Genomic DNA, 13,996 nt, shown 5'->3' with positions numbered 1-13,996 from the left:
GAGAGTAGAAGGCAAGGCTCAGGCTCTTTCTATTTCGGGTTCGATTGATGGATTTTCGCATTTCCGCCGATGATCGCGTTGGCGCTCAGCCCAAGGGCAAGCCGGCTGCGGCCAGCCGCGCCAAGGGCGGCGAGCGCGTCGAACCCTCCATGGGCAAGGCGGTCGGCGTGTTTGTCGATGATGAACGCTCGGGCGGTGCCTCCCCCAATCCCAAGGGCAAGCCCCCCAAGCCACCGCGCCGCGGCAAGGCCTCTGTCGCCCGCGACAGGAAGCCGAAGAAGCGCCGTTCGCGTACCGGTGGCTTGCTCATGGGCATTTTCTACTGGGGCTTCGTGCTGGCGCTTTGGGCCGGCATCGCGGTTATCGGCATCGTGGTCTATTACGGCGCGCAATTGCCCTCGTCCAATACCTGGGCCATTCCCGATCGCCCGCCCAATATCCGCATCCTGGCGGCTGATGGGAGCCTGATCTCCAATCGCGGCCAGACCGGTGGCGAAGCGATCACCTATCGCGAATTGCCCTATTATGTGCCCGCGGCCATCATCGCCAGCGAAGACCGCCGTTTCATGAGCCATTTCGGGGTGGATCCCATTGGCCTGCTGTCGGTGGCGCGCGAAATGATCCAGGCGCGCGGGGTCACCCGTGGCGCCTCCACCATCACCCAGCAGGTGGCCAAGAACCTCTTCCTCACCCCCGACCAGACCCTGGGCCGCAAGGTGCAGGAAGCCATTCTGGCGGTGTGGCTGGAGCAGAACTATACGAAGGAAGAAATCCTCGAACTCTATATGAACCGCGTCTATTTCGGCGCCGGCGCCACCGGCATCGAGGCCGCCGCGCAAACCTATTTCGGCGTCTCCGCGCGCAATCTGTCGCTGGGCCAGGCCGCCATGCTGGCCGGCATCCTGCCCGCGCCCTCGGCCTATAATCCAAAATCCAATCCGGAACGCGCCAAGGAACGCCAGCGCCTGACGCTCAATTCCATGGCTGAAGAAGGCTATATCACGCGCGAGGAAGCCTCCGCCGCCCAGATCGACCCCAACCAATCCGTGCGCACCCGGGTCGCGGGCTCGGAATCCTATGTCGCCGACTGGGTCGAGAGCCTGATGACCGCCTATATCGGGGAGATCGAAACCGATGTGGTGGTGCAGACCACCATTGACTGGAAAATGCAGAAGGACGCCGAGTTCATCGTCAAGGAATTGGTGGCCTCCGAAGGTCCCAAGCGCGGCTTCAACCAGGGTGCCCTGGTCGCCATGGATGTGGATGGCACGGTGCGCGCCATGGTGGGCGGCGTCGATTATCAGGCCAGCCAATACAACCGCGCCGTCACCGCCAAGCGCCAGCCCGGCTCGACCTTCAAGCCCTTCGTCTATCTGGCCGCCATGGAAAAGGGCTATACGCCCGAGACCCTGGCCGAAGATGCCCAGTTCGAATATCAGGGCTGGAGCCCGCGCAATGCCTCGGGCAAATATGCCGGTACGGTGACCTTGCGGCAGGGCCTGGCCTATTCGCTCAACACCATCGCGGCGCGCCTTGCCATCGACGTCACGCCCCAGGCCGTGGTCGACGTGGCCACCCGCATGGGCATTTCTTCGCATCTGACACCTGTGCCCTCCATTGCGCTGGGCACCCAGGAAGTGAACCTGCTCGAATTGACCGGCGCATATGCCCCCTTCGCCAATGGCGGCATGGGCGTGATCCCCAATGTCATCACCAAGATCGAGACCAAGGACGGCGAGCAGCTTTATGAGGCGTCCGACGCCGGCCCCGGCCGCGTCATCGCCCCCAATGTACTCGACGAAATGAACGACATGCTGGAAACCGCGGTCGAAGTGGGCACCGGCAAAGGGGCGAACCTGAATGGCTGGCAGTTCGGCGGCAAGACCGGCACCAGCCAGAATGCGCGCGATGCGCTGTTTGTCGGCTATACCGCGGCCATGGTCACCGGCGTGTGGCTGGGCAATGACAACGACACCAAGACCACCCTGTCGGGCGGCAATGTGCCAGCTGTGATCTGGTCCGAATTCATGACCAAGGCCCATGCCGGCAAGCAGATCGCCCAGATTCCGCACGGCTCCTATGCCGGGCAGAGCGTGGCGCAGCCCGTCATCGATCCGGCCACCGGCCAGCAGGCCATCGACCCCGCCACCGGCCAGCCCATGGTCCAGCATGTCGATGCCCAGACCGGCCAGCCGGTCGCCGCGCCCGCCAACCAGCCGATCCAGACCGGCCAGATGGTCGACCCCATGACCGGCCTGCCGGTGGGCCAGCAGATCGTGGACCCCAATGGTCAGGCCATCGATCCGGCCACCGGCATGCCCCTGCAACCGGGTGAAGGCTTCCAGCAGGGTCCATCCGTCGATGCCGGCACTACGGCGCCGATCGATCCCGATACCGGCATGCCCATGGTGCTGGTGCTCGATCCCTCCACCGGCCAGCAGGTCTGGGTCCCCTCGGCCCCCGCCCAGCAGCAGGGCCAGTTCGCCCCGCCCCAGCCGGTCGGTGGCCAGGTGATCTACCAGGAGCCCGAGCAGCAGCGCACGTTGATGGACCTGATCTTCGGGAATTAGGGCCTGAGATGGCGGTCCAGCACCGCGCCTGCCTCCAAGCACAGGGTCATTCCCGCGAAACCGGGAGCCTCTGTTTGCCGCGCTTCGGCAAATAGGACTTCGTCGCCTGCGCCGGTTCTTCCGTTCATCGTCATCACCCGGCTTGTCCGGGTGATCCATCTTTCAGCGCCTGCGGAGGCATGGATTGCCCGGACAAGCCGGGCAATGACGGCGGAACTGAGCCTGGGGGAAGGTGGCAGCCCCCCCTATTGCAGCACCACAATCGGCGCGCCCGATGGCACTCGCTCGTATAAATCGATCACATCCTGAAACAGCAGCCGCACGCAGCCGCTCGACACCGCCTGCCCGATCGACAGCACATCCATATTGCCATGGATGCGATAGAGCGTGTCCACATTGCCCTGGTGGATATAAAGCGCCCGCGGCCCCAGCGCGTTGTCGAGCCCCGGTTTCTGGCCATGGCGGTAGATTTCCAGCTCCGGCTGGCGGACAATCATGTCCGCAGGCGGCGTCCAGACCGGCCATTTGCGCTTATAGGCCATGTGGGCGCGTCCTTCCCAGGCAAAGCCCGCCCGGCCGATCCCCACGCCATAGCGCATGGCGCGGCCATTCGGCAGCGTCCAATAGAGGAACCGGCTGGCGGTATCGACAATGATCGTGCCGGGCGCTTCGCCGGTGTCATTGGCCACTTCCTGCCGCCGGTAAACCGGATTGAGCAGATCGACCCGCGCGGCCGGAATGGGGAAGTCTTCGTCCGGCAGCGGGCCATACATGGCCAGTGCTTCGGGTGTCACTTCATAGGTCATGGGGCCAGCGGGCATAACGGGGCGCTGAATGGGTGTGGTGGTCGTGCAACCGGCCAGAGCCAGGGCGGCAAGGCTTGTGCCACCCGCCAGCAATTGCCGTCGCGTCAGCGACGGGGTGGGAACAGAAAGGGTCATGAACAAAGGTCTTTCGGCGGCCGGAATGCCGGCTGCTTGGGGAAGAGGGCAGGGTGAAAAGGGCGCGATGGCGCCCGGACCTAGCCCGCTATTGGCGGCTTGAGCTGTTCGAGGATCAGCCGGGACGGGGTGAACCGCTCGGTCCGAACAACATGGTCGTCACGGGCCGCGTCGACCGGTTCGACGCAGGCATCCGCCAAGATTCCCGGATGCCCATTGCAGGGCATGACAATGCCGGTCTTCTTCTTGCCGCAGACCTTGAAGGACACGACCGGATCGCTCTCGGCCAAGGGCGCGAGGCAAAAATCATCCCCGGCGGGGATGGTCACGCCAGGCATATCGCTCGAATAGGCCATGGCATAGCCACTCGCCCCGCCCCAGACCGAGGCAAGCGTAAAAAGCGCGGCGATAAGCGGCAAAAAGCGCTGCATGGCCATTCTATAGGGGGAGCAGGGCGGGCGATCCACCGAGGTCACGCAGGTGTGACCTCCGGGATTCTGCGCCAATTATTGCGCAGGCGTGGCCGGCGCGGGGGGAGTCGTCGGTGCGGCGGCAGCGGCGCCCTGGTTGGCATAGATGGAGACGACGGCATCGACGCTCTGGCGGTCGGTGCTGCCTTCGGCGCAGTCGGGACTGGTCTTTTCGACATCGGCCTTGACCTGGATATAGGCCTTTTCGCCGGTGGCCTGGTCCATGCCCATGCCGGTCTCGAAGCGCTTCTGGTCATTGCTCATGCGGGTCAGCACGGCGGGATCGACGGTGACGCTGCACAATTCGATCACCGCCTTGGTGGCGTAGAGGCCGGTGAGCAGGTTGGCATTTTTGGGCGTATTGTCGATCTGGGCCAGCGGATCGACCACGATATTGGCCGCCGGCGGGGTGGCGGGCGCAGCGGGGGCGGCCTCCTGGGCGGCGAGCGAAGCGGTGCCGGCCAGCAGCAGGGTCAGCGCGGTGAAGGTGCGGATCATAACGATCTCCTTGAAGGCGGGGGCCCGTGCGGGCTTTCTGCCTCCCCTTCAAGCGCGTGATTATGGCCTCAGCACGGCGCGCGGTCGGCGAGGGGGTGATAAGCGGGCAAATCGGCCCATTCCTGCAGGCTCATCTGGTCGGGATGGGTTTGTGTGCCATCGCGCGGGGTGAGCCAGGAGGTGAGGCGACGGAGCAACAAGATCAGGTTTGACATTTTGTGACCTCCTTTCGGGTCAGTATTTATTTGATACCTAATCAATGCGCCATCCATTGGGCTCGAGCAATGGACAAGAGCTGGGCCAAGGTATAGAAAATCTATATGAGTTCGCTGTTTTCCATCCCCCTCAATGCCTTGCGGGCCATCGAGATCGTGGCGCGGCGCGGTTCGCTCGCCCCGGCGGCCGAGGAATTGGGCGTGACCATGGGTGCGGTCAGCCAGCATTTGCGGCGGGCCGAGGAACGGCTGGGCATGGAATTGTTCGAGCGCACGCCAGCTGGGCTCGTGCCCTTGCCGGCGCTCAAACAGGCGCTGCCGCAACTGACGGCCGGCTTTGCCGCCCTGCAGGACGGGCTGACCACGCTCAAGGGCAGTGACGAGGGCGTACTGAACCTGACAGTGGGGAGCGTGTTTGCCAGCCGCTGGCTGATCTGGCGGATCAACAAATTCACCGCCCTGCATCCCGATATCGAGGTTCGGCTGACGGTGACGGCGCAGATGATCGATCTGAGCCGTCCCGACATGGATTGCGGCATCCGTTTCGGGCTGGGCAAGTGGCCCGGGGTGACCGCGACGATGATCGGCGGGCAGGCGTTCCAGCCGGTCTGCGCACCTGTTCTGGCGCGGCAGCTCCGGACCCCGGCCGATCTGATGGCTGTGCCGATGATCCGCGACGAGACCACCATGCTGAGCTGGGACCTGTGGCTGGATGCGGCCGGGCTGGCGCGTGACGGGCTGCTGGTGGGGCCGACCTATTCCGATCCATCCCTGGCGTTCGATGCGGCCATTTCCGAACAGGGCGTGCTGATGGCGGTGGATATGATGAGCGCCGATCCGGTCAGCGACGGGCGGCTGGTGCGCCCGTTCGAGCTGCCGGTGAGCGGACCGCATGGCTATTGGCTGGCCATCGCCAAGGGAAGGCGGGAACCACGCAAGACGCGGGCATTCCGCGAATGGCTGGAGGCGGAGGTACCGGCTTCGGTGCGGGGGTATGTGTATCAGTCGCGGGGGTGAGATTTGCCCGCTTTCCGCCCAAGGGGTGGTGCACCACTCCAGAACGACACAATCGCTTTCCCTCGGGCTTGACCCGAGAGCCGCTCACCGCTCGTGCCGGGTTGCGAAAGGCCCTCGGGTCGAGCCCGAGGGAGATGGTGCGGAGGGGAGATGTGGGTGCGTCGCCGATACTTCATCAACCTCGGTGTCATTCCGGCGCAGGCCGGAATCCATGTCCGTGGTGAGCCGCACACATCCAGCGCTGGGATGGCCTTCAGCATGGATTCCGGCCTCCGCCGGAATGACATTGTGGGTGAGAATGGATCGAGGATCGGGCTGATGGATCGGAGTACCCCGCTATTCGTCATACCCCCGCGTCTCCACCGGCGTGATCGGGCTGGGCACATGGCCCGGTGAGGGCGCTGCGCCCAGGCTCGAGAGCTGCGCCTGGAGGCTGCGCATCAGGGCGAGCTTTTCCGCGTCGCTGCCGGTTTGCAGCGCCTGGCTGAGGCGGATGGTGAAGTCCGAAAAGGCATTGTGCCAGTCGGACGGCAATTGCGCCGGATCGATCCGTGGCGTCGCCGGACGCGCCTTGGCAGAAATGCCCATGGCGGTGAGTTCGAAATAATCGTCGAGCTGGGGCAGGATGACCTGATCGCCGGAAAGCCCCGTCGCCATCAAAGCGGCGCGCAGGGCGGTGCGCTCCTCGTCTTCGCCATGGGTCAGAAAGATCGCGCCATGTGCGGGCAGGCGAGCCTTGATCCAGGCCATCAGTTCGGAGTGATCGGCATGGGCGGAGTAATTGCCCATGGCGCGGACCGCGGCGCGCACCGGCACGAGCGTGCCGTGAATGCGCACTTCCTTGGCGCCGGAGAGGATGATCTGGCCCAAAGTGCCGGGCGCCTGGTAGCCCACGAACAGCACGGTCGCATTGGCACGGATCAGATTGTTGCGCAGATGGTGCTTGATGCGGCCGGCATCGGCCATGCCGGAGGCGGACATGATAATGGCGCCGCCGCGAATGGTGTTGATGGCCTTGCTGTCCTCCACCGCCTCGATGATGCGGAAGCGCGGATCGTTGAACAGCTCATCGGCCCCCAGTTCGACATCCTCGAACATTTTGGAATATTTGCGATAGACGCCGGTGACCTTGCTGGCGAGCGGGGAATCGAGAAACACCAGGCGCGGATCGATCTCGCCCGATTTGATGAGATAGCCGATATCATGTAGCAATTCCTGGCTGCGCTCGACGGCAAAGGCGGGGATGACCAGATTGCCACCGCGCGCCAGGGCGGTGTTGATCTCGGCCTTGAGCGCTTCGCGGCGCTGCACCAAAGTATAATCCACCCGCTCGCGGCCGCCATAGGTGGATTCACTCAGAATGTAATCAAAGCCCGCCGGGCCTTCGGGCTCGTTATAGAACACCTTTTCGTCCGGTCCGATATCGCCCGAGAACAGCAGGCGCACCGGCTTGCCATCGCCGTTGGCCACTTCCACCTCGATGGAGGCCGAGCCGATAATATGGCCGGCATTCCAATAGCGGGCGCGCACGCCGGGCCCCGGATTGATCCATTCGCCGTAATTGCAGGTCAAGCGGTGCTTGAGGGCCTCTTCGGCATCTTCCATGGTGTAGAGCGGGGTGGCCGGCTCATCGCCGCGGCGGCCGCGCTTCTTGGTTTCGCGCTCGGCTTCGCTTTCCTGGATGCCGGCGCTGTCGGGCAGCAGATATTCGAGCAGGCCCGAAGTGGGTTCAGTCATCCACATCGGGCCGCGCCAGCGTTCGCGATAGAGCTTTGGCAAGAGCCCCGCGTGATCGATATGGGCATGGGTGAGCAGCAGGAAATCGATCGCCCGCGGATCGAAGGGGGTGGGCTTCAGATTGAGGTCGCGGACTGACTTATTGCCCTGGAACAGGCCGCAATCGACCAGGAACTGGCCGGCGGGATGGACGACGCGATAGCAGGAGCCGGTTACCGTGCCGGAGGCGCCATGGAAGTGTAGGGTGACAGTCATTTCTGGGCTCCTCCGCCGCGTTGCCGTTGATGTCTAGACTAACGCTTTGACATTACGGCGAAAGAGGGGAGTTTTGAGCTGACTTCCCTTCGCCCCTCAGGGGAGAAGGTGGCGCGTAGCGCCGGATGAGGGGTGAAGCGGTTGGATGACACTCAACGCCAGCATCGCACCCCTCACCCTGGCCCTCTCCCCTGAGGGGCGAGGGGACGCAAGCTAGGCGTTCCGCAGTATACAAACTTACTTCGGCGCGCGTTTCGCCAAAATCCGCTGCAGGGTGCGGCGGTGCATATTCAGGCGCCGTGCGGTTTCCGAGACGTTGCGGTCGCACAATTCATAAACGCGCTGGATATGTTCCCAGCGGACGCGATCGGCCGACATGGGATTTTCCGGCGGCTCGGGCTTGTCCTCGCCGGTGGCGAGCAGGGCATTGATGACGTCGTCGGCATCGGCGGGCTTGCTCAGGTAATCCACGGCGCCCAGCTTCACCGCGGTGACGGCGGTGGCGATATTGCCATAGCCGGTCAGCACCACGGCACGGGCATCGGGACGGGCCTGATGCAGCGCCGAAACCACCTGCAGGCCATTGCCATCCTCGAGCCGCAGATCGACCACCGCATAGGCGGGGGGCTTGCTGGCGACCGCGGCCAGGCCATCGGCCACGCTCGAGGCACTGCGGACATCAAAGCCCCGCCGCGCCATGGCGCGTTCAAGGCGCTGCAGGAATGCCACATCGTCATCGACGAGCAGCAGGCTGGGGTCGGTGGCCAGAAGGTCTTCGATCGTGCTCATGCCAATTGACATAGGCGTTCGCGGGGAAAAGGTCAAAATATGGCACGGGGGTGCGGCGATATGGGGCGGGGGAGACGGCAATCCATGCGCCGAGAAAACTCCCCCTCGATCATGCGGTCCAGAAATACCGCACGTCGCTGGTGCGCTTCGCCTTGCCATATTGCCAGACACGCACCGCAAGAAAGTGGATTGGACCGGCATCCACTACGCGGCATTCAAGCACAGCTTCCGCAGCACTCTCCCCGCTGCTGGCAACCACCCGTTCGATACCGCTCTGGGTAAACTGTCCGTTTTCCCAAATGAAACGCTGCACACAAAAATCAAACATATTTGGAGCCCTTCTGCCTTTGGCTCCCAGTTATTTACCCCGCAATAGTTGTCTTGCTCTGATCGAGGTTGCGGAAGCATACCCTCACCCTGCTCGATCACGGATTTAGCTGAAGCTAAATCCTATCTCGCTTCCCTCCCCACAAGGGGGAGGGTGAGGCCGGTGGCTAGCCGGGCAAAGTGAGCACCCATCCCGTCTCCTCCTTCCCACCGCATCTTCCTCGGGCTTGACCCGAGGACCATTCGCCACTTGTGCCGCGCTGGGAGAGGCCCTCGGGGCAAGCCCGAGGGAGAGCCGGTGGGTGGGATAGCGATTGTGCCAAATGGCCGCCCTACTCCACCGCCTCCCGCGGCCAGACAATCCGCACCTGGGCATGCCCATTCGGCGCAATGTTCTGGAAGGCCAGCCGCGCGCCACTGCGTTCCAGCAGTGTCTTGGCGATGAAAATGCCCAGGCCCAGGCCGCCCGGCTTATGGGCATCGGCGCCCTGGGCGTCGCGGGGGCGGCTGGTGAGATAGGGCTCGCCCAGCCGGGCGATCAGCTCGGGGGCAAAGCCGGGGCCGTCATCGGTGATGGCAACCGAGACCGCCGCGGCATCCCAGGCCGCTTCGATGCGCACCGTGCTGACGGCGAAATCGGCGGCGTTTTCGATCAGGTTCCCCAGCCCATAGAGCAGGCCCACGCTGCGGGTGAAGACCGGGGGCGGGCCGGAGGTGTTGGCGGCATCGAACAGCACGGCCTTGCCGCGCCCGTCATGGGGCCGGGCCACTTCGGCCAATAGGTCGGTGAGCGGCACGGCGGCGAAGGGATCGCCGGCTTCATTGTCCAGATTGCGCAGCTTGGCGAGGATGGCGCGGCAGCGGGCGGCCTGTTCGATGATCAATTCGACATCGGCGGCAAGATCGGTGCCGGGCACCGCGTCGGCCCGCATTTCCTTGGCGGCCAGCGCAATGGTGGACAGGGGCGTGCCCAATTCATGCGCGGCGGCGGCGGCCAGGCCATCGAGCGCGGAAAGCTGTTCCTTGTGCGAGAGGGCCAGTTCGGTCGCCGCAAGGGCATCGGCCATCTGGCGGGCGTCGTGAGCCACGCGGCTGGTATAGGCGGAGATGAACACCACGCCGCAAACGATCGAGACCCAGATGCCGATCACATAGATGCGGTTGAACACCAGCGCCTCGCCCGGCGTCCAGGGCAAAGGCAGGTGCCAGATGGCGAGCAGGGAGGCGATAGCAGCGGCCAGGATTGCAATGATCGTGCTGGCGCGTTGGGGGAGCGTCGTTGCCGAAACCGAGACAGGCGCCAGCAGCAGCAGCGCGAAGGGATTGTGCAGGCCCCCGGTCAACGCCAGCAGGCACCCGAGCTGGCACAGGTCAAACGCGATCTGGCCGGCAGTGAACAGCGAGGACGGCCGATGGGCAGCACCGAAGCGGACCACCAGCCAGATATTGAGCGCCACCGAAGCGCCGATCAGCAGCAGGCATTGCAGCAGCGGCAGGGGAAAACCCAGGCCAAAATCGACAAACAGCACGCCGATGGTCTGCCCGATAACGGCCAGCCAGCGCAGCAGCACCAGGCTTTGCTGGCGCAAGGGACGCCAGGTAGAGGGCAAAGGCAGGCCATCGGCCTGGGTCAAGCTCATGTTTTTGGCCTTTCAGACCGGGGAAACCGGGGCGTTATGGTGATCACAAATTCCATTTCAAGGGCAAAAATCGGCAGGCACATGCTTGATCCTGTCCCTTGAGGGGCCACGTTATGCTCATCGTGACTGGGAGAATGAAACCGAAATGACCACAGCAATCATCAAACCTCAATTCTCGCCCCTGACCATTGCACTCATGGTCGTGGGCTTTATCGTGTTCTGGCCGCTCGGCCTGGCCATGCTTGCCTATATCATCTGGGGCGAAAAATTCGGCGGCTCGCCGGAAAAAGCCCAGGCCTATTGGAACAAGGGCCGCAGCTGGTGCTCGTCCAGCAAAAGCCAGTTCCGCAGCCACCGCTATGGCTCGACCTCGAGCGGCAATGCCGCCTTTGACGATTACCGCGCCGAACAGCTGCGGCGCCTCGAAGAAGAACGCGCCCGCCTCGACGCCGAAATCGAAGCCTTCCACGAATATATGGCGAACCTGAACAAGGCCAAGGATCGTGAAGAATTCGACCGCTTCATGAACGAACGCCGCGGCAGCCGCCAGGGCTATTCCGACGACAATAAGCCAACCAATACCGACCCGAACAATGGCTGGGGCAATAATAACGGCTAATCCCCAGCCGATAGCTCCCTCCTGAGGCCAGTCGTTTCCCAACGACACGGCAACTGGCGCCCCACTCCGGGGCGCTTTTTTGTTACCGGGCATCCCGCCACGCCCTCTTGGTTCGACAAGCTCACCATGAGGTCTACTGGTGGGGCTGTGCGTCTCAGCAGACCTCATGGTGAGCTTGTCGAACCACGAGGTCGTGGCGTGATATACTGGCAATGCTGATTCCCGGATGGCCATGAACCTCTTCTTCAAGTCAAAGCCGAAAATCCCGGCATCGACCGTGATCGAGATCGACGGGCGGGCGGTGATTGTCGCCGTGCGCATTCATGCGCGGGCGCGCAGTTATCGCCTGTCCATTCCCCATAATGGCGGGCCGGTGCTCACCCTGCCCCCGCATGGCAAATGGGCCGAGGCCGAGAATTTCCTGCACCGGCAGCACAATTGGCTGGCGGCCCGGCTGAAGCGGGCGCCCGAGGCGACGCCCTTTGCCGATGGCGGCGTGGTGACACTGCGCGGGGTGGACCATCGCATCATCGCGACCGGCAAGCTGCGCGGGCGGGTGGAACTGACCGAAATCGATGGCGCGCCCGCTCTGCTGGTGCCGGGGGATGCGGCGCATCAGGCGCGGCGGCTGACCGATTGGCTCAAAACCGAGGCCGAGGCCGACCTGGTGCGCCAGAGTGCCGTGCATGCCGCCCGGCTGGGCGTGGTGGTCAAGGCGGTCAAGCTGCGCGAGCAGAAGAGCCGCTGGGGCTCGTGTTCATCCACGGGGAACATCAATTACAATTGGCGGCTGATCCTGGCGCCGCCCTTCGTGCTCGATTATGTGGCGGCCCATGAAGTTGCTCATCTGGTGGAAATGAACCATTCGGCCGCCTTCTGGGCGACGGTCAAGCGCACGCTGCCGGACATGGAGCGCGGCCGCGCCTGGCTCAAGGCGCATGGGCGGCAATTGATGGCCTATGGCGGCTAGATTGCCCCGCGCCACCGCCCCGTTGCAAAAAGCCCCTCTTAACCCCGCTTAAACCATCTTTGCGGGTCCTGCGGCATCTGCTATCAGCGGCCCTATGACAACGCCGCTCTCCCATATCCGCAATTTTTCCATCGTCGCCCATATCGACCATGGCAAATCCACGCTCGCCGATCGCCTGATCCAGACCACGGGTGGTCTCGAGCAGCGCGAGATGAAGGAGCAGGTGCTCGATTCGATGGATATCGAACGTGAGCGCGGCATTACCATCAAGGCGCAAACCGTCCGGCTGACCTATAAGGCCAATGACGGGGAGACCTATATTCTCAACCTGATCGACACGCCCGGTCACGTCGACTTCGCCTATGAAGTCTCCCGGAGCATGGCCGCCGTCGAAGGGAGCCTGCTGGTCGTCGACGCCTCCCAGGGCGTCGAAGCGCAGACGCTGGCCAATGTCTATCACGCGCTCGACGCCAATCACGAAATCGTCCCGGTCCTCAACAAGGTCGATCTGCCCGCTGCGGACATTCCGCGCGTCAAGCAGCAGATCGAGGACGTGATCGGCATCGACGCCAGTGAAGCCGTCGAAATCTCGGCCAAGACGGGCCTCAATATCGAAGGCGTGCTCGAAGCCATCGTCACCCGCCTGCCCGCCCCCAAGGGCGACATCGCGGCCCCGCTCAAGGCGCTGCTGGTCGACAGCTGGTATGACACCTATCTGGGCGTCGTCGTCCTCGTCCGCATCATCGATGGGGTGATGAAAAAGGGCCAGAAGATCCGCATGATGGCCTCGGGCGCCGTCTATGAACTGGATCGCGTCGCCGTCAACACGCCCAAGCTGGTCGAGGTCAAGGAACTGACCCCCGGCGAATTGGGCGTCTTCACCGCCTCGATCAAGGAAGTGGCCGATACCAATGTCGGCGACACCATTACCGACGACAAAAAGCCTACCGCCCATGCCCTGCCGGACTTCCGCCCGGCCCAGCCCGTGGTGTTCTGCGGCCTGTTCCCGGTCGATGCGTCGGACTTTGACGAGCTGCGCGCCGCCATGGGCAAGCTCAGGCTCAACGACGCCAGCTTCTCCTTCGAAATGGAAACCTCGGCGGCCCTGGGCTTCGGCTTCCGCTGCGGGTTCCTGGGCCTATTGCATCTGGAAATCATCCAGGAGCGCCTGAGCCGCGAATTCGATCTCGACCTGATCGCCACCGCCCCCTCGGTGGTCTATGAAATCGTCATGCGCGATGGCGAAACGCTGCAGCTGCACAATCCGGCCGATCTGCCCGACGTGATGCAGATCGAGGAAATCCGCGAGCCCTGGATCAAGGCGACCATTCTCACCCCCGACGAATATCTCGGCTCCATCCTAAAGCTCTGCCAGGATCGCCGCGGCATCCAGTCCAACCTGAGCTATGTCGGCAATCGCGCCATGGTCGAATATGACCTGCCGCTCAATGAAGTCGTGTTCGATTTCTACGATCGCCTGAAGTCCATTTCCAAGGGCTATGCCAGCTTCGACTACAAGCTCGATACCCACCGCCCGGGCGATCTGGTCAAGCTGACCATCCTGGTCAATGCCGAGCCCGTCGACGCCCTTTCCATGCTGGTCCACCGTTCCGTCGCCGAAACGCGCGGCCGCGTCATGTGCGAAAAGCTCAAGGAACTGATCCCCCCGCACCTGTTCGTCATCCCGATCCAGGCGGCCATCGGCGGCAAGATCATCGCCCGCGAAACCGTCCGCGCCATGCGCAAGGACGTGACGGCCAAATGCTATGGCGGCGACGCGACGCGCAAGCGCAAGCTGCTCGACAAGCAGAAGAAGGGCAAAGCCAAGATGCGCCAATATGGCAGCGTCAATATTCCCCAGGAAGCCTTCATCAAGGCGCTGAAGATGGGTGATGATTAGATAAACCCCTCAGCGACAGCTGTTTGGCTTGTTGCTGAAGCGATAACC

At 63.4% G+C, this 13,996-nt stretch carries 13 protein-coding genes; 5 read left to right on the top strand and 8 right to left on the bottom strand.

Features of this window, described 5'->3' with window-relative positions:
• Window positions 1–47 precede the first annotated feature (47 nt).
• A complete protein-coding gene (locus FF80_RS08910) occupies window positions 48–2,570 on the top strand; it encodes a PBP1A family penicillin-binding protein (protein WP_052153331.1) in 2,523 nt (840 codons plus the stop codon).
• Window positions 2,571–2,815: 245 nt separating this feature from the next.
• On the opposite strand, the gene FF80_RS08905 is transcribed toward FF80_RS08910, so the two are convergent.
• From FF80_RS08905 to FF80_RS21860, 4 genes are all read right to left on the bottom strand, one after another.
• A complete protein-coding gene (locus tag FF80_RS08905; RefSeq protein WP_035099479.1) occupies window positions 2,816–3,511 on the bottom strand; it encodes a L,D-transpeptidase in 696 nt (231 codons plus the stop codon).
• 80 nt (window positions 3,512–3,591) lie between these two features.
• Complete coding sequence (locus tag FF80_RS08900) at window positions 3,592–3,942, bottom strand: hypothetical protein (RefSeq protein ID WP_152558312.1); 351 nt, start codon at window positions 3,940–3,942, stop codon at window positions 3,592–3,594.
• Window positions 3,943–4,017: 75 nt separating this feature from the next.
• Window positions 4,018–4,479 (bottom strand): hypothetical protein, encoded by a 462-nt coding sequence (locus FF80_RS08895; RefSeq protein WP_035099361.1) that lies wholly within the window; start codon window positions 4,477–4,479, stop codon window positions 4,018–4,020.
• A gap of 68 nt (window positions 4,480–4,547) precedes the next feature.
• Window positions 4,548–4,694, bottom strand: coding sequence for a hypothetical protein (locus FF80_RS21860; RefSeq protein ID WP_160172816.1), 147 nt, complete (start codon window positions 4,692–4,694; stop codon window positions 4,548–4,550).
• 105 nt (window positions 4,695–4,799) lie between these two features.
• Between FF80_RS21860 and FF80_RS08890 the strand changes: the two genes are divergently transcribed.
• Window positions 4,800–5,711, top strand: a complete 912-nt coding sequence (locus FF80_RS08890; protein ID WP_035099359.1) for a LysR substrate-binding domain-containing protein — start codon at window positions 4,800–4,802, stop codon at window positions 5,709–5,711.
• A gap of 336 nt (window positions 5,712–6,047) precedes the next feature.
• Here FF80_RS08890 and FF80_RS08885 read toward each other — a convergent pair whose 3' ends face one another.
• The 4 genes from FF80_RS08885 to FF80_RS08870 all read right to left on the bottom strand — a co-directional run bounded on the left by FF80_RS08885 (window position 6,048) and on the right by FF80_RS08870 (window position 10,459).
• Window positions 6,048–7,703, bottom strand: coding sequence for an MBL fold metallo-hydrolase (locus tag FF80_RS08885; protein ID WP_081917335.1), 1,656 nt, complete (start codon window positions 7,701–7,703; stop codon window positions 6,048–6,050).
• Window positions 7,704–7,940: 237 nt separating this feature from the next.
• Window positions 7,941–8,492 (bottom strand): ActR/PrrA/RegA family redox response regulator transcription factor, encoded by a 552-nt coding sequence (locus tag FF80_RS08880; protein WP_035099475.1) that lies wholly within the window; start codon window positions 8,490–8,492, stop codon window positions 7,941–7,943.
• Window positions 8,493–8,601: 109 nt separating this feature from the next.
• A complete protein-coding gene (locus tag FF80_RS08875; RefSeq protein WP_035099357.1) occupies window positions 8,602–8,820 on the bottom strand; it encodes a hypothetical protein in 219 nt (72 codons plus the stop codon).
• Between the two features lie 331 nt (window positions 8,821–9,151).
• Window positions 9,152–10,459 carry an ActS/PrrB/RegB family redox-sensitive histidine kinase gene (locus tag FF80_RS08870; RefSeq protein ID WP_052153330.1) on the bottom strand — a complete coding sequence of 436 codons (1,308 nt, stop codon included), beginning with the start codon at window positions 10,457–10,459 and terminating at the stop codon, window positions 9,152–9,154.
• A gap of 145 nt (window positions 10,460–10,604) precedes the next feature.
• Between FF80_RS08870 and FF80_RS08865 the strand changes: the two genes are divergently transcribed.
• From FF80_RS08865 to lepA, 3 genes are all read left to right on the top strand, one after another.
• A complete protein-coding gene (locus FF80_RS08865; protein ID WP_052153329.1) occupies window positions 10,605–11,078 on the top strand; it encodes a DUF2852 domain-containing protein in 474 nt (157 codons plus the stop codon).
• 226 nt (window positions 11,079–11,304) lie between these two features.
• Entirely contained in the window at window positions 11,305–12,048 is a 744-nt protein-coding gene (locus FF80_RS08860; protein WP_035099355.1) for a SprT family zinc-dependent metalloprotease, read from the top strand.
• A 94-nt stretch (window positions 12,049–12,142) separates the two neighbouring features.
• Window positions 12,143–13,948: a translation elongation factor 4 gene (lepA, locus tag FF80_RS08855; protein WP_035099353.1), complete on the top strand. Its 1,806-nt coding sequence runs from the start codon at window positions 12,143–12,145 to the stop codon at window positions 13,946–13,948.
• Window positions 13,949–13,996 lie beyond the last annotated feature (48 nt).

Source organism: Devosia sp. LC5 (genome assembly GCF_000735585.1).
In the GTDB taxonomy this organism is placed as follows: domain Bacteria; phylum Pseudomonadota; class Alphaproteobacteria; order Rhizobiales; family Devosiaceae; genus Devosia.
Note: the sequence above shows the minus strand (reverse complement) of the source record. Positions and strands in the feature narration are given on the sequence as shown.